14 protein-coding genes and 1 tRNA gene are annotated in these 15,133 nt (G+C 55.9%); 5 read left to right on the top strand and 10 right to left on the bottom strand.

The genetic code is table 11. From position 1 onward, the window contains the following. Positions 1–323: 323 nt before the first annotated feature. Positions 324–803, bottom strand: a complete 480-nt coding sequence (eco, locus tag O1724_RS15585) for a serine protease inhibitor ecotin (RefSeq protein ID WP_126297194.1) — start codon at positions 801–803, stop codon at positions 324–326. Positions 804–1,030: 227 nt separating this feature from the next. Here eco and O1724_RS15580 point away from each other — a divergent pair, with 227 nt between their 5' ends. Beyond that, entirely contained in the window at positions 1,031–1,291 is a 261-nt protein-coding gene (locus tag O1724_RS15580; RefSeq protein WP_006811332.1) for a DUF2534 family protein, read from the top strand. A 66-nt stretch (positions 1,292–1,357) separates the two neighbouring features. Here the strand turns inward: O1724_RS15580 and O1724_RS15575 are convergent. The 3 genes from O1724_RS15575 to O1724_RS15565 form a co-directional block, all read right to left on the bottom strand. Beyond that, positions 1,358–1,434, bottom strand: a tRNA-Pro gene (locus O1724_RS15575). Positions 1,435–1,507: 73 nt separating this feature from the next. Then, positions 1,508–3,268, bottom strand: a complete 1,761-nt coding sequence (gene yejM, locus O1724_RS15570; protein WP_003859380.1) for an LPS biosynthesis-modulating metalloenzyme YejM — start codon at positions 3,266–3,268, stop codon at positions 1,508–1,510. 19 nt (positions 3,269–3,287) lie between these two features. Next, a complete protein-coding gene (locus O1724_RS15565; RefSeq protein WP_001135586.1) occupies positions 3,288–3,515 on the bottom strand; it encodes a YejL family protein in 228 nt (75 codons plus the stop codon). 134 nt (positions 3,516–3,649) lie between these two features. Here O1724_RS15565 and yejK point away from each other — a divergent pair, with 134 nt between their 5' ends. After that, complete coding sequence (yejK, locus tag O1724_RS15560) at positions 3,650–4,657, top strand: nucleoid-associated protein YejK (protein ID WP_017383403.1); 1,008 nt, start codon at positions 3,650–3,652, stop codon at positions 4,655–4,657. 51 nt (positions 4,658–4,708) lie between these two features. Here yejK and rplY read toward each other — a convergent pair whose 3' ends face one another. Further along, on the bottom strand, positions 4,709–4,993 hold the full coding sequence (gene rplY / locus O1724_RS15555; RefSeq protein WP_003859376.1) for a 50S ribosomal protein L25: 285 nt from the start codon (positions 4,991–4,993) through the stop codon (positions 4,709–4,711). Between the two features lie 125 nt (positions 4,994–5,118). After that, positions 5,119–6,879: a DNA repair helicase RadD gene (gene radD / locus O1724_RS15550; RefSeq protein WP_022651520.1), complete on the bottom strand. Its 1,761-nt coding sequence runs from the start codon at positions 6,877–6,879 to the stop codon at positions 5,119–5,121. Positions 6,880–7,030: 151 nt separating this feature from the next. On the opposite strand from radD, the gene rsuA reads away from it, so the two are divergent. The 3 genes from rsuA (at position 7,031) to O1724_RS15535 (ending at position 9,574) form a co-directional block, all read left to right on the top strand. Next, positions 7,031–7,738: a 16S rRNA pseudouridine(516) synthase RsuA gene (gene rsuA / locus O1724_RS15545; RefSeq protein WP_047653824.1), complete on the top strand. Its 708-nt coding sequence runs from the start codon at positions 7,031–7,033 to the stop codon at positions 7,736–7,738. A 15-nt stretch (positions 7,739–7,753) separates the two neighbouring features. Continuing rightward, positions 7,754–8,953, top strand: a complete 1,200-nt coding sequence (locus tag O1724_RS15540; protein WP_003859373.1) for a Bcr/CflA family multidrug efflux MFS transporter — start codon at positions 7,754–7,756, stop codon at positions 8,951–8,953. Between the two features lie 276 nt (positions 8,954–9,229). Continuing rightward, positions 9,230–9,574 carry a YejG family protein gene (locus tag O1724_RS15535; RefSeq protein WP_003859372.1) on the top strand — a complete coding sequence of 115 codons (345 nt, stop codon included), beginning with the start codon at positions 9,230–9,232 and terminating at the stop codon, positions 9,572–9,574. A 3-nt stretch (positions 9,575–9,577) separates the two neighbouring features. Here the strand turns inward: O1724_RS15535 and yejF are convergent, their stop codons facing one another. From yejF to O1724_RS15515, 4 genes are read right to left on the bottom strand one after another with little or no spacing between them, the layout of a single operon-like run. After that, positions 9,578–11,167, bottom strand: coding sequence for a microcin C ABC transporter ATP-binding protein YejF (yejF, locus tag O1724_RS15530; RefSeq protein ID WP_126297195.1), 1,590 nt, complete (start codon positions 11,165–11,167; stop codon positions 9,578–9,580). Position 11,168: 1 nt separating this feature from the next. After that, positions 11,169–12,194 carry a microcin C ABC transporter permease gene (locus O1724_RS15525; RefSeq protein ID WP_023324979.1) on the bottom strand — a complete coding sequence of 342 codons (1,026 nt, stop codon included), beginning with the start codon at positions 12,192–12,194 and terminating at the stop codon, positions 11,169–11,171. Beyond that, positions 12,194–13,288, bottom strand: a complete 1,095-nt coding sequence (locus tag O1724_RS15520; RefSeq protein ID WP_479983894.1) for a microcin C ABC transporter permease YejB — start codon at positions 13,286–13,288, stop codon at positions 12,194–12,196. Before O1724_RS15520 ends, O1724_RS15525 begins: the two co-directional genes overlap by 1 nt. Before the next feature lie 9 nt (positions 13,289–13,297). Next, the gene (locus O1724_RS15515; protein WP_032634211.1) at positions 13,298–15,103 is read right to left on the bottom strand and encodes an extracellular solute-binding protein; all 1,806 of its coding nucleotides are present in this window, start codon (positions 15,101–15,103) and stop codon (positions 13,298–13,300) included. Positions 15,104–15,133 lie beyond the last annotated feature (30 nt).

The following is a 15,133-nucleotide window of genomic DNA, read 5'->3' as shown; positions in this document are numbered from 1 at the left end:
GGGCTTCCGGCGGTAAATCGCCGCTTCGCGGTGCCTTCGGCTTATTCCTTCCGGCTTATCGGGGACGGGCGGAGGTAACATCCCTGTAAAGCCCGCCCTCTCGGCGCATCCCTGCGCCTCGCCCCGGCCTACAGGACACGCCTCAGCGATTTACAGCCGGACCAGGGCATCGCTGAAAGCCTTCAGTTATTCTGAAGGCAACGTTATCGCTTTTGCTTTCAAATTACTGGGGACCCCTTTCCCCTGTGGGAGAGGGTTGGGGTGAGGGTGCCAGAACGCACCCTTTCCAGGTCGGGTAAGCGTGAGCGCCACCCGACTTATTTTTAACGAACTACCGCTTGTCCTACCGTCTCATCCGCCTTCCATACGCGATATTTCACATCCACGTTTTCCGGCGTATATACGACGATCGGCAGCTTGCTGTTATAGCGCAGCAGACTGTTATCGCCCAGATACGCGGTAATAAATTTCTTCTCTTTCTTGCCGTCCGGGCACGCCATCATGGTGGAGACTGGCGAGGTTACTTTGTCGAAGACATAGTAGTCATAGCCCCAGCCTTCCAGCGTTTTGCTTTCCAGCTGGCCGCCCAGACGATGCTGGTTGCAGTCCACTTCCAGCGTCTGGCCGATTAACAGCTCAACTTTGAAATTTGCTTCATCCTGCTGAGCCGGGAGCTGAATAACCTGGCGCTTCATCCCTTTGTCCGCTTGCGGATACGGAGCAACTTTTTCCAGCGGCTGCTCTTTCTGGGTTTCGCTGGCGAAAGCACTGCTGCTGGCGCACGCAGCGGCGATGAGGGCCAAATTTAGGTGCGTTTTTCACTGTCATTCCTTTTTGTTAAAACGATCCTGGAAAGACTAACATAATATACGTGAATGGTTGGCGTAATTTACTCACATTTTCATTTTAAACGGAGTAATGCACTGCTTTTGTGTTCTTTTATTGGTGTTTAATGCTGTGGTGGAGTCGATGCGGCGATCGTGTTATTTTACGCGTTAATTATTGTTATTTATCTGTAAAGGGAGGAGATATGGTACGGGAAAAACTGAAGACACCTGAAGGCCGCAAGTTCCTGCTGGCGTTACTGGTTGTGTTTATGATTGCTGCTGCATGCGTGGGGCGAGCAACCATTGTCGGTGTGATTGAGCAGTACAACATCCCGCTATCTGCCTGGACAACCAGCATGTTTGTCCTGCAATCGGCGATGATCTTTGTTTACAGCCTGGTGTTCACCGTGCTGCTGGCGATTCCGCTGGGGATTTTCTTTCTCGGTGGGCGTGAAAAACACTAAGCATTGCGCATGCGGAGACAGGCAATAAAAAACCAGCCATAAGCGGCTGGTTTTTTTGTGTAGTTTTGGTCGGCACGAGAGGATTTGAACCTCCGACCCCCGACACCCCATGACGGTGCGCTACCAGGCTGCGCTACGTGCCGACGCATAAAAGGAATACTACTCTATTCCTTTTTGAATGCAAGGGGCAAGCAACGCTAACTGATTCATAAATAATCAGTTAGCGATAAAGCGCTTCTCGTCTGTCAGCACCTGCAACAGCAAACTGAGCTGCGGTTTCTGGTCTTTCAGTTTCTCACCTTCGAGGCTATACGTCTGGTAATTGCCGTTGCTGTTCAACACCAGGGACAACGTCGGTGTGGTCACCACCAGCGTGTTTCCGCCAGCAGCCGTGACCCAGTTATGACGCCGCGTGGCGCTAAAGAGGTCTTGGCCCTGCGAGTACTCAATTGCCGGTGTGCTGACGTGCAGCAGCCGCTGCATTAACGTGGTCATGACGTCTTTATGGTCGGTCAGCATGTTGATGCGCTGCGCGGGAGTGCCCGGCCAGTGGATCACCAGGGGAACATGCAGGTTCGGACGCGACCACTCCATGCCCTTCGCCTCGTCGCCGAGCGGCACGCCATGCCCCGCCGTGATAATAACGACCGTATTGTCCAGCTTGCCCGCGTCGCGCAGGGCGGTCAGCACGCGGCCGATCTGCGCATCAACATCGCCCGCCGCACGGCTATAGCGGCGCGCGAAGCCTTTCTGATTGCTGTCATCAAGCGTTGTGCCGTTAAACGCAACCCAGGAGAACCAGCGGTTATCTTCCTGCGCATAGCGCTTCAGCCAGTCTATCCACTGGTCAGCGGTCCGATCGTCAGACTGGCTCTGCGCGGCGGGCAGTGAGAAATCAGACAGCAGCGCCTGGCGGTACAGCGAGCTGTTGAAACCATCAGAGGCGAACAGCCCCAGCTGGTAGCCCTGCTGATTAAGCCCGGTAATCAATGCCGCCGGAATACGGGCCGACAGCACGCCGTCCATATAGCTCGGTGAAATACCGTAGAACAGACCGAAAATACCCGCGTCGGTCGAATTACCTGAGCTCATATGCTGAGTGAATACGATGTTGTTCTCAGCGAATTCAGCCAGCGCTGGCATCTGCTTCTCATAGCGAGAATAGTTCAGGCCATCGACGGTAATCAGCAGCACGTTCTGACCGCGCCCCATGTCGCGATATTTCAGATCGCTCAGGGGATACTGCACGCTGACCGCTTCCGGATTACCCTGTTCGACCAGACGACGCTGATACTCCTGCGCGTCCAGCAGGCCGTGTTTTTCGAGGAAACGACGCGCCGTCATCGGATAGGAGAGCGGCAGGTTTGCGCGCTGCATGGTAATCGGGCGGTAGAAGTTCGCATCTGCCCAGATATACATCAGGTGCGAACCGATAAATGAGGCGAAAAAGAGCGCCGCGACGGGCTTCGCATAATGGCGGCGTCGGGTCAGACTGCGGAGTTTTTGCCAGCTCCACGTGGCGAACAGCATTTCGATCAGCAGGATAATCGGTACGCTGATAAACATCAGCTGCCAGTCGCGCGCGGTCTCGTTCTGATCCGGGTTAATCACCAGCTCCCAGACGACAGGATTCAGGTGCAGGTGGAATCGGGTAAAGACTTCGCTGTCGATCAGCAACAGCGTCATGCCCGCCGTTGCAAGAATGGCAGACAGGAAGCGCATCAGCCGCTGCGACATGACGATAAACGTCAGTGGGAACAGGATCAGCAGATAGGTGGCGAAGACCAGAAAGCTAAAGTGACCCACAAGGCTCATCCACGAGTAGACGCGCCCGGTTAATGTGGTTGGCCAGTCCGCCACAAACAGATAACGGCAGCCGAGCACCATCGCCAACAGAATGTTGAACAGGGCAAACCAGTGCCCCCAGCTGACCATCTGGGAGACTTTTTCACGGTAGCGCTGACGATTCGTCACCATAAACTGTTGTTCGTTTCCCTTAGTGTGCCTGGTCGTCGCTAACGGAGGACTGCAAAGCCTGGGCGAAAGATTTGGCGATCGCCTGACGCTGAGCCGGAGCAACGCTGGTATTGATCAGGTTGGTAACCATATTTCCCAAAACCATCAGGGAGAGATCGGTTGGCGTTTTATGTTTTTCCAGTACGTTGACCAGCTCACTGAGCAGTTGTTCAACGTGTTCGTCACTGTAGCGGGAATGTTGTGGCATAAATCAAAATCAGTTTGTTGAGAGAAGGGCGACATATTACCGTAGCAACAGCTTTTTTTCCCCTTTTTTATCTTCTGTTGCACACATGCGTTGGTGGTGGTTGAATACCGCCCGGTCTAAAAGGAGAGTTTATCATGAGTCTGGAAATCAACCAGATTGCCTTGCACCAGCTTATCAAGCGTGATGAGCAAACCCTTGAAGTGGTGCTGCGCGATTCGTTACTGGAACCAACGCCTACCGTTGTCGAGATGATGGCGGAGTTGCATCGCGTCTACAGCGCGAAAAATAAAGCCTATGGCTTGTTCAGCGAAGAGAGCGAACTGGCGGATAGCCTGCGCCTGCAACGTCAGGGCGAAGAGGATTTCCTGGCATTCAGCCGCGCTGCTACTGGCCGTCTGCGTGACGAACTGGCGAAATATCCCTTCGCCGATGGCGGTATCGTCCTGTTCTGCCACTACCGCTATCTGGCGGTAGAGTATCTCCTGGTCACCGTGCTGAATAACTTAAGCAGCATGCGCGTGAACGAGCAGCTGGATATCAGCTCAACGCACTACCTGGATATCAACCATGCGGATATTGTGGCGCGTATCGATTTAACCGAATGGGAAACCAACCCGGAATCGACGCGCTACCTGACCTTCCTTAAAGGTCGCGTGGGCCGCAAAGTGGCCGATTTCTTTATGGACTTCCTCGGTGCCAGCGAAGGGCTGAATGCCAAAGCGCAGAACAAAGGTCTCCTCCAGGCGGTGGATGACTTTACGGCTGAGGCGCAGCTTGATAAATCTGAGCGTCAAAACGTGCGTCAGCAGGTTTACAGCTACTGCAACGAGCAGTTACAGGCCGGGGAAGAGATTGAGCTGGAGTCGCTGTCCAAAGAGCTGGCAGGCGTCAGCGAAGTCAGCTTCCAGGAATTTACCGCGGAAAAAGGCTATGAGCTGGAAGAGAGCTTCCCGGCGGATCGCAGTACGCTGCGTCAGCTGACGAAATTTGCCGGTAGCGGCGGTGGGTTAACCATTAACTTTGATGCCATGCTGCTCGGGGAACGTATCTTCTGGGACCCGGCCACCGACACGCTGACCATTAAAGGCACGCCGCCGAATCTGCGCGACCAGCTTCAGCGTCGCACCTCAGGCGGTAAGTAACAGCCATAAAAAAACCCCGCAAACGCGGGGTTTTTCTCGACAGGTTTGCGATTACGCGCGAACGAAGTCGATGTGAGTCAGTTTTGGCTTGAACGCGTGACGCTGAACAGCCTGAACTTTCACTTTTTCTTCTTTACCGCCAACAACGATGGTCAGAACTTCGCTGTAGAACTCAGCTTTGGTCTGCATGTTCCATACTTTGTCGTGATCCAGTTCAATAGCAACTGGAGCAGCTTCGCCACCGTAAACGATAGCCGGGAACTTGTTTGCGGTACGCAGGCGGCGGCTCGCACCCTTACCCTGCACGTTACGTACTTCTGCTTCGATAGTGAACATTGATTTCTCTCTGTATTTAAAACCCTACTACAGGCGACCCAGCAGCAGGTGAGTGTTCTGCCTCACGGATGTGAAGCGGGCGGCATTTTATACTCAAATGGCTCGCGCATCAACGAAAAGTCCCGTTAACCGCGCAATTCGTTTGCCCGGCGAAAGCGTCCTTCATAGTCAAAGACCTTCTCACGTACCTGCCAGAACTGCCCTTTTTTGCGGGCGACAACAAAATCAGGATGCCGCAGCAACGCCTGCTGGCGCACGATATCGGCAACGGTTAGCCAGCGCAGCGGTACGCCAGGCGTGCGGGTATGCGGGCGGATAAAGAGTTGCTCGAACGCGGTGCGCTGGGCGGACGTCTGGACCCGGAACCGCTCGCTGACGTCTGCGCCATCCTCGTCGTAATAGGTGATTTTTAGCCACTCGCCTTTTTCATCCGCGCCGGGTTGTAAGGCCATGCCGGAACAGCGCAGCACCAGCGCATCCTTTAGTTTCAGCGCTGCTTTCAGCATGTCGTCCGGGTCGACCAGGACCGTGTCGCACTCCCGACAGCGGCGGGCGGCAATGTCGTTTTCAGCGTTGCACTGCGGGCAGTTTTTGAAGCGGAAGCGGAAATCACACTGTTCGCGATGGCCTTCATCGTCTTCAAACCAGCCCTGACAGCGGCGGCCAAAATGTTCAATCAGCGTGCCGTCGGCGGTGGTTTTCCCCCAGAAGGTGTTGGCAAACCCGCAGGCAGGGCAAAAAACCTGAACGGGAACGTTGTCGCTCTTGCCTTTTGGCGTGCCTACTTCTGGCGAATAGAGATCGTGCGGGTTACCGGCGTAATCAAGGATCAGACAGTCGGTTTTGCCCGGCGCCAGACGCAGCCCGCGGCCAACAATCTGCTGATACAGGCTGACGGATTCCGTCGGGCGAAGAATCGCAATCAGGTCGACGTGCGGGGCGTCAAAGCCGGTGGTTAGTACGGAGACATTCACCAGATAGCGGAACCGCTGAGCTTTGAAGTCCTCGATCAGGCTGTCGCGCTCCGGGCCGGGGGTTTCACCGGTAATTAACGCCGCGTCGTCGGCGGGCAGCAGCCCCGTAATTTCGCGCGCGTGTTCGACAGTGGCAGCAAAAATCATCACCCCTTTGCGCGTTTGTGCGAATTCTTCAATCTGGCTGATGATATGGGGCGTGATCCGCTTCTGTTTTTTCAGCTCATGGTTAAGATCTGCCTCGCTGAACAGCCCGTTGCTCTGCGCCTGTAAGCGGCTGAAATCGTACTGCACGACGGGCATATCCAGCCGCTCCGGCGGCGTCAGGTAGCCGTGCTTGATCATGTAGCGCAGCGGAAGCTCATAGATACAGTCGCGGAACAGGGCCTTTTCATCGCCACGCACCATGCCGTGATAATGAAACTGATAAATCCAGCCCTTGCCCAGACGAAACGGCGTGGCGGTGAGGCCAAGCAGACGGAGGTGAGGATTCACCTTTTTCAGATGAGTGAGGATTTGCTGATACTGGCTGTCGTCGTCATCGCTGATGCGGTGACACTCATCGACAATCAGCAGGGAAAACTCGCTGCGAAACAGTTCCAGGTTGCGCGCAACGGATTGTACGCTGCCAAACACCACTTTTCCGTGGCTCTCTTTGCGCTTCAGTCCGGCGGCAAAAATGTCGGCCTCCAGGCCGAGCGCGCAATATTTGGCGTGGTTTTGCGCCACCAGCTCTTTGACATGCGCCAGCACCAGCACGCGTCCGCGGGCCAGGCGCGCCAGTTCGGCAATCACCAGGCTTTTGCCGGCTCCGGTCGGGAGTACGATGGCGGCGGGCTCCCGATGCTTGCGAAACCAGGCGAGGGTGGCATCAACGGCTTCCTGCTGATAGGGGCGTAATGTGAACGTCATGGCTTCTCTATTCAGTTAACTCGCATATAGTATGCCACGAAACTTTTTCCCTTGAGTGGCGCAACCAGACCATTATACTGAACTGTTTCTGACTGCTTCTTTTTCGGACGCGTAGTCCGACTTCCAGCACCATTAAGGCTAAAAAGATTTCATGCGACTTGATAAGTTTATCGCTCAGCAACTCGGCGTAAGCCGCGCTATTGCCGGGCGTGAAATTCGCGCCAGCCGCGTAACCGTGGACGGCGACATTGTGAAAGACAGCGCTTTTAAACTCCAGCCTGAGCACCAGGTGGAGTATGACGGCAACCCGCTGACCCAGCAGAATGGCCCGCGCTACTTCATGCTCAACAAACCGGAAGGTTACGTCTGTTCAACGGACGATCCGGATCACCCGACGGTGCTCTACTTCCTCGACGAACCTGTGGCGCACAAGCTGCATGCGGCAGGGCGACTGGATATTGATACCACCGGCCTGGTGCTGATGACCGATGACGGCCAGTGGTCGCATCGCATCACCTCCCCGCGCCATCACTGTGAGAAAACCTATAGGGTGACGCTTGAGTCTCCGGTCTCGGATGACACGGCAGAGCAGTTCGCAAAAGGCGTTCAGCTGCATAATGAAAAAGATCTGACCAAACCGGCGGTGCTGGAAATCATCACTCCAACCGACGTGCGCCTGACCATCAGTGAAGGCCGCTATCACCAGGTGAAACGGATGTTTGCCGCCGTGGGCAACCACGTTGTGGGGCTGCATCGTGAACGTATCGGCGCGATTGCACTCGATCCAGACCTGGCGCCAGGGGAATATCGCCCGCTGACGGAAGAAGAGATTGCCAGCGTCGGGCTGCTTTCACGCTAAATTCAGGAGAACCCTGTGACCACCAGGCCACACTCGTCGTTTAAAATCGTATTTATCCTTGGCCTGTTGGCCATGCTGATGCCGCTGTCTATCGATATGTATCTGCCCGCGCTGCCGGTGATTTCCGCGCAGTTTGGCGTACCGGCAGGCAGCGCACAGATGACGCTCAGCACCTACATTCTTGGTTTTGCGCTCGGCCAGCTCTTTTATGGCCCAATGGCAGACAGCCTGGGGCGTAAACCAGTTATTCTGGGGGGGACATTGATATTTGCCGCGGCGGCGGTGGCCTGCGCGCTGGCGCAGAGTATCGATCAGCTGATTGTGATGCGTTTCTTCCATGGCCTGGCGGCGGCTGCGGCAAGCGTGGTAATTAACGCGCTGATGCGCGACGTCTACCCGAAGGAAGAGTTCTCACGCATGATGTCGTTCGTCATGCTGGTCACGACAATTGCGCCGCTGGTCGCCCCCATGGTGGGCGGGGCGGTGCTGGTTTGGTTCAGCTGGCATGCGATTTTCTGGATCCTGGCGATTGCCGCGCTGCTGGCCTCGGTGATGATCTTCGTCTTTATCGATGAAACGCTGCCGGTCGAGCGACGTCAGAAGTTCCACGTTCGCACCACGCTTGGCAACTTTGCCTCGCTGTTTCGCCATAAGCGTGTGCTCAGTTATATGCTTGCCAGCGGCTTCAGCTTTGCCGGAATGTTCTCGTTCCTGAGTGCGGGGCCGTTTGTGTACATCGAACTGAACCATGTGTCACCCCAGCATTTTGGTTACTACTTCGCGCTGAATATTGTGTTCCTGTTTGTGATGACCATTATCAACAGCCGCTTTGTCCGGCGGGTTGGGGCGCTGAATATGTTCCGCGCCGGGCTGTGGATCCAGTTCGTGATGGCTATCTGGCTGGTATTGAGCGCGTTGCTGGGCGTCGGTTTCTGGGCGCTGGTGGTGGGCGTGGCGGCGTTTGTCGGCTGCGTGTCGATGGTTTCATCCAACGCGATGGCGGTGATCCTCGACGAATTCCCGCATATGGCGGGTACCGCCTCGTCGCTGGCAGGAACGTTCCGTTTCGGGATTGGCGCGATAGTCGGGGCGCTGCTCTCGACGGCGACGTTTAATACCGCCTGGCCGATGCTGTGGGCGATTGCCCTCTGCGCGACCTGCTCCATTCTTTTTTATCTTTACGCCAGCCGGCCGCGAAAGACGGCGCATAAATGACCACTTAAGGCCCGATACGGGCCTTTTTGTTGACCCATATCAACCAACCCTACGTTCGTTTACCCTGTGTTTGTTTCTTTTATGTAAAATCTATTTATGTAAAAAGTCACATCATTGTATTTAAAAAGGTTGAGTTAGATCGCAGAAACGGGTACATATAGCGCCGACGCGAGCCTGCAACGCCTATAAAATCCGCTAAACAGTGCAGGTTGTCGATGATGTGTTACTATAAATGTAAATAAATTGTGAAGTAAATTTGCTTCCGGGGATCTGAACGTGAATACATTACAACTCTCCATTGTCCATCGCTTGCCCCAGAGCTATCGCTGGTCGACGGGTTTTGCAGGTTCGAAAGTTGAACCGATTCCGCAAAGCGTTGCCGGGGAGGATAATTGCCTGGTGGCGCTCAAACTGCTCAGCCCGAGCGATGAAAATGCGTGGCCGGTTATGGAACGTCTCAGCCAGGCGCTGACGGACATCGAAGTGGACAGCTCCGTGCTGGAATGCGAAGGTGAGCCGTGCCTGTTTGTTAACAGCCAGGATGAGTTTGCCGCCACCTGTCGTCTGAAAAACTTCGGCGTGGCCATTGCCGAGCCGTTCTCCGGTCAATACCCTTTCTGAGTGCTAGTCAGCGGACAATAGCTGGCGCGTGTAATCCTGCGTCGGCGCGGTGAATACGCGCTGGCACTCTCCCTGCTCCACGACTTCTTCCTGCCGCAATACCACCACCTGATGGCAAAGCGCACGCACCACCTGTAAATCGTGGCTGATAAAGATATAGGCCAGCCGATGCTTTTCCTGTAGCCCCTTCAGCAGCGCCAGAATTTGCGCCTGCACGGTGCGGTCCAGGGAAGAGGTTGGCTCGTCCAGCACGATCAGCTCCGGTTTCAGGATCAGCGCGCGGGCAATCGCTATACGCTGGCGCTGTCCGCCAGAAAACTCAGCCGGATACCGGTGCCGGGTCTCGGGATCTAAACCCACTTCCTCCATCACCCGCTTCACGTCGATTTCACGCTGTTGCGCCGTCATTGTCGGCTGGTGGACGCGCAGGCCCTCTTCAATAATCTGTAATACGCTCAGGCGCGGGTTAAGCGAAGAGTTTGGATCCTGAAATACCACCTGCATCCGCGGGCGGACAGGAAGCATCATCCGGCGATTCAGGTTTTGCAGCGGCATGCCGTCAAAGACAATGCTTCCCTGAGAGGCGATCAGGCGCAGCAGCGCCAGGCCGGTGGTGCTTTTGCCCGAGCCGGATTCGCCCACAAGCCCAAGCGACTCACCCGGACGCAGAGCGAAACTCATGTCTTTCAGGACATGATTGTGATCGACCACGCGACGGAGAATGCCTTTGCGGATCGGGAATGACACCGACAGCCCCTCAACGCTCAGCAACGGCGCGCAGTCAGCGTTAAGCGGAACCGGGTCGCCAGCGGGTTCGCTATCGAGCAGGCGCTGTGTATACGGGTGCTGAGGCGCGCTCAGCAGGGCGGATGCCCGGTTCTGTTCCACGCAGCGGCCGTTTTGCATCACGGCCACCGTGTCAGCAAGCTTTTTCACGATGCTCAGGTTGTGCGTAATGAACAACAGGCTCATGTTCAGCTCGTCGCGAAGCTCGCGCAGCAGTTGCAGAATTTGCGCCTGCACCGTGACGTCCAGCGCGGTGGTGGGTTCATCGGCAATCAGCAGTTCGGGGCGTGTGAGCAGGGCCATTGCGATCATCACGCGCTGGCGCTCGCCGCCGGAAAGCTGGTGCGGGAAATCGTTCAGCCGTTTCGCCGCATGACGAATACCGGTGCGTTCAAGGCAGTCCAGAATTTCACCCCGCGCTGCCTCTTTACGCATTCCCCGATGAAGGGACAGCACTTCATAGAGCTGTTTTTCCAGCGTATGCAGAGGGTTGAGCGACACCATCGGCTCCTGAAAAATCATGGCGATGTTATTGCCACGAATGCCGCGCAGGGTTTGCTCGTCAGCGTTCAGCAGCGATTGTCCATGGAACAGAATATCCCCCTGCGGATAGCTGACCGGCGGGGAGGGGAGCAGGCGCAGCACCGAAAGTGCCGAGACGCTTTTACCGGAACCGGATTCCCCGACCAGCGCCAGCGTCTCTCCGCGCTGGATCTGCAACGATAAATCCGTCACTACCGTGCGTGATTCGCCCTGCTTTGAAAACGCAATCGACAGGTTTTCTATGCTCAGAAGAGGCCGGGTCATGTCATACCGCCTTGTTGGGATCGAAGGCATCGCGCACGGCTTCGCCAATAAAAATCAGCAGGGAAAGCAGCACCGCCACGGAGAGGAATGCGGTGATGCCCAGCCAGGGGGCCTGGAGATTGTTTTTGCCCTGCAACAGCAGTTCGCCAAGGGACGGTGAGCCCAGTGGCAAACCGAAACCAAGAAAATCAAGCGACGTCAGGGTGGTAATGGAGCTGCACAAAATAAACGGCAGGAAGGTGAGGGTCGCCACCACCGCATTGGGAAGCATGTGGCGGAAGATGATTGCGCGATCGCTCACGCCTAACGCTTGCGCGGCGCGAATATAGTCGTAATTCCGCGTGCGCAGAAACTCCGCGCGCACCACGCCGACCAGCGCCATCCAGCCGAACAGGACGGTGATCCCGAGCAGCCACCAGAAGCCAGGCTGTACCACACTGGACAGCAGGATAATCAGAAACAGCGTTGGCATACCGGACCAGACTTCAATCACGCGCTGTCCCCATAAATCTATTTTACCCCCGTAATAGCCTTGCACGGCGCCCGCCACAACGCCCATTACGCTGCTAAAGAGCGTCAGCAGCAGCCCAAACAGGAGCGAGATGCGGGTGCCATAGAGGATGCGCGCCAGCACATCGCCGCCGTTGGCGTCCGTTCCCAGCCAGTTTTGCGCGGAAGGCGGCGAAGGGAAGGGGGTAGACGTGGCGAAGTTAATACTGTTCGCGCCAAAACGAATCGGTGCCCAGATAGCCCAGCCGTGCTGCGCTATCTGCTCACGTAACCAGGGATCCTGGTACTCGGCTGGCGTCGCAAATGGGCCGCCAAAATCGCTTTCGCTATAGGTAGTAAGCACCGGCACGTACCAGCGGTCTTTGAAATGCACCAGCAGGGGTTTATCGTTGGCAATCAGTTCCGAACACATACTTAAGGCGAACAGGACGGCGAAGATCCACAGCGACCAGTAGCCGCGACGGTTGTGGCGAAAGCGCGCCCAGCGGGCCTGATTGACGGGGCTTAAACGCGACATCAGCGGCCCTCAAAATCGATACGGGGATCGACCAGCGTATAGCTGATATCGCTGATGATGTTCAGCAGCAGGCCGATCAGGGTGAAAATGTAGAGTGTGCCACACATCACCGGATAATCACGGGAGACGGTGGCCTCATAGCCCAGCAGCCCTAATCCGTTGAGCGAGAACATCACTTCTATCAGCAACGAGCCGGTAAAAAACATACTGATGAACGTGGCGGGGAAACCTGCAATCACCAGCAGCATGGCGTTACGAAAAACGTGCTTCCACATGATCTGCTTTTCACCGACGCCTTTGGCGCGCGCGGTGACGACGTACTGTTTGCGGATCTCATCAAGAAAGGCGTTTTTGGTCAGCATCGTAAGCGCCGCAAAACCGCCGATGACCGTCGCCAGCACCGGCAGCGTGATGTGCCAGAAGTAATCGGTGATTTTCTGATACCACGGCAGCGTGCTGAAATCCGCGGAGACCAGCCCGCGCAGCGGGAAGAGGTCGAAATAACTGCCGCCTGCGAAAAACACAATCAACAGCACGGCAAACAGAAACGCCGGAATAGCGTAGCCGATGATAATAAACGTACTGCTCCAGATATCGAAACGGCTACCGTTGTAGACCGCTTTCCTTATCCCCAGCGGAATGGAGACCAGATAAATAATCAGCGTCCCCCACAGTCCGAGCGTGATGGAAACCGGCAGGCTTTGTTTGATCAGGGTTAACACCGAGGCGCTGCGAAACAGGCTGTCGCCAAAATCGAAACGGACATAATCCCATAGCATCCTGAAATAGCGCTCGTGCAGCGGCTTGTCAAAACCATAGCGATGGGTGATCTCGGCGATCACCTCCGGATCCAGTCCCCGACCGCCCCGGTAGTGGCTTTCGCTGATGTTGCCCACGCCCGTCCGGGCATGGCTGGCCCCCATTCCTTCGCCGCCGCCGCCCGGCATGCCGCCAGCGTGACCAAATTCTATTGCCGCAATCGCTTGGTCCACCGGACCGCCGGGGGCGATCTGGACGATAAAAAAGTTAATGGTAATGATGGCCCACAGCGTCGGGATCACTAACAGCAGCCGGCGGATAAGATAAGCGCCCATCGTCACTCCTTAACGCCGCTCTGCGGGCAATTTTGCGGCTTTATTCACGTCATACCACCAGGTGTCAAAGCCGAGGGTGTAAACCGGGCGAACGGCAGGCAGGGAGAATTTATCCCAGCGGGCCACGCGATCTTCGCCCATATACCACATCGGCAGCATGTAATAGTTCCAGGTTAATACCCGATCGAGCGCGCGGCCAAGCGGCAGAAGCTTGTTCTTATCGCCCTGAGCGGCCACAATTTTTGCAATCAGCGCATCAATCACCGGGCTCTTTACGCCCGGGGCGTTGTAGGAGGAGTCGATATACCCCGATGCCCAGGAGATTTGCAGATCTGAACTCGGCCACGGCTGGGCGGCCCACAGGGTCTGCATCATATCGTAATCGCGACTGCGCTTGCGGTTAGTCAACTGGGCCATATCGACCTGGCGGATATTCATAGTGACGCCAAGCCGGGCAAGGTTCTTCTTAAACGGCAGCACCCACTGATCGTTTGCGCCAGAGGCAATCAGCAGTTCGAAGCTGAGCGGTTTACCGGTTTGCGCATTAACCCGTTGCCGATTTTTCAGCACCCAGCCAGCGTCATCCAGCAGGCTGCTGGCTTTCAGCAGGTTGTCCCGGTCGAACCCGTTTCCGTCGGATTTGGGCGGTTCAAATATGCGGGTGAACACCTCCGGCGGTAGCTCCGCTTTCAATGGCGCCAGCAAAACCAGCTCGTCCGCGTGGGGATAATCACGGGCGGCATATTCAGTATTCTGGAAATAGCTGTTCGCCCGGCTGTAGGCTCCGTAAAACAGCGCTTTGTTCATCCATTCGAAATCAAACGCCAGAGTAATGGCTTCACGCACCCGACGATCGGAAAAAACCGGGCGCTGAATATTAAACGCCAGCCAGCGCGTGTCCTGCGCGGATTCGTTTTTGTGTTCGTCTTTAACGATATAGCCTTTCGCGAAATTTTTTCCGATATAGCGGGTCGCCCAGTTTTTGGCGCTGTTCTCGACACGTAAATCAAATGCGCCTGCCTTAAATGCCTCGAAGGCCACGTTATCATCCAGGTAGTAGTCGTAGCGGATTGTATCGAAGTTCCAGCGGCCCCGGTTTACCGGCAGCGTGGCTGCCCAGTAATCTTTCACACGGGAATAGATCACATACTGGCCCATTCGCCAGTCGGTAATGCGATACGGCCCTCCGGCCAGCGGCGGGGTAGAGAGGGGATCGCTCAGCTTATGGTTTTTCCAGAAGGATTCGGGCATGACGGGCAGGGAGAACAGGCTTAGCATATTCTCTTTGTTCGCCTCAGGGAGTTCGATTCGCACGGTCAGCGGGGCGATGGCTTTCACCGTGGTGCCCTTGTACACCAGACGAAACTGCGGCACGCCTTCGGTCATAAATTTATGAAAGGTGAACGCCACGTCGCGGGCGCTAACCGGCGTACCATCGTGAAAACGCGCCCGCGGATTAATCGCGATTTCTGCCCAGCTGAAATCTTCGGCGTAACGTACGTTCTCGGCGACCAGGGGATAATAGCTGCCGGGCTCGTCGTCGGAGGTGACGAACAGCGTGTCATAGAGGGATTCGGTACGCGCTGCCGCTACGCCGCGCAGGGCAAAGCGGTTAAAGTTGTCAAATGTTCCCGTGGCGGAAAGCGTCACGTTTCCGCCTTTCGGGGCGGCTGGGTTGACATAATCGTAGTGGTTAAAGTTAACTGCGTACTTCGGCTCGCCAATGACGGCAAAGGCCGTGCTCTCTTTGATGGTCTGCGCCTGGCTCGACAGGCTCACCAGCGCCAACAGCGTCAACACAACGCGCATAATCATAGTGCGGCGGATCCCTTTGTTCACAGACAG

This window comes from Enterobacter cloacae complex sp. HYC074_NIDB, assembly GCF_056673345.1.
The sequence above is the reverse complement of the archived record's forward strand: the minus strand, read 5'-3'. Positions and strand labels throughout refer to the sequence as shown.

Excerpts from the sequence above, each read along its gene's own strand:
- O1724_RS15565 (WP_001135586.1), bottom strand. The coding sequence starts at position 3,515 with ATGCCACAACATTCCCGCTACAGTGACGAACACGTTGAACAACTGCTC.
- radD (WP_022651520.1), bottom strand. The coding sequence starts at position 6,879 with ATGACGTTCACATTACGCCCCTATCAGCAGGAAGCCGTTGATGCCACC.
- yejF (WP_126297195.1), bottom strand. The coding sequence starts at position 11,167 with ATGACCCGGCCTCTTCTGAGCATAGAAAACCTGTCGATTGCGTTTTCA.
- yejM (WP_003859380.1), bottom strand. The coding sequence starts at position 3,268 with ATGGTGACGAATCGTCAGCGCTACCGTGAAAAAGTCTCCCAGATGGTC.
- O1724_RS15515 (WP_032634211.1), bottom strand. The coding sequence starts at position 15,103 with ATGATTATGCGCGTTGTGTTGACGCTGTTGGCGCTGGTGAGCCTGTCG.
- O1724_RS15580 (WP_006811332.1), top strand. The coding sequence starts at position 1,031 with ATGGTACGGGAAAAACTGAAGACACCTGAAGGCCGCAAGTTCCTGCTG.
- O1724_RS15520 (WP_479983894.1), bottom strand. The coding sequence starts at position 13,288 with ATGGGCGCTTATCTTATCCGCCGGCTGCTGTTAGTGATCCCGACGCTG.
- rplY (WP_003859376.1), bottom strand. The coding sequence starts at position 4,993 with ATGTTCACTATCGAAGCAGAAGTACGTAACGTGCAGGGTAAGGGTGCG.
- O1724_RS15525 (WP_023324979.1), bottom strand. The coding sequence starts at position 12,194 with ATGTCGCGTTTAAGCCCCGTCAATCAGGCCCGCTGGGCGCGCTTTCGC.
- rsuA (WP_047653824.1), top strand. The coding sequence starts at position 7,031 with ATGCGACTTGATAAGTTTATCGCTCAGCAACTCGGCGTAAGCCGCGCT.
- yejK (WP_017383403.1), top strand. The coding sequence starts at position 3,650 with ATGAGTCTGGAAATCAACCAGATTGCCTTGCACCAGCTTATCAAGCGT.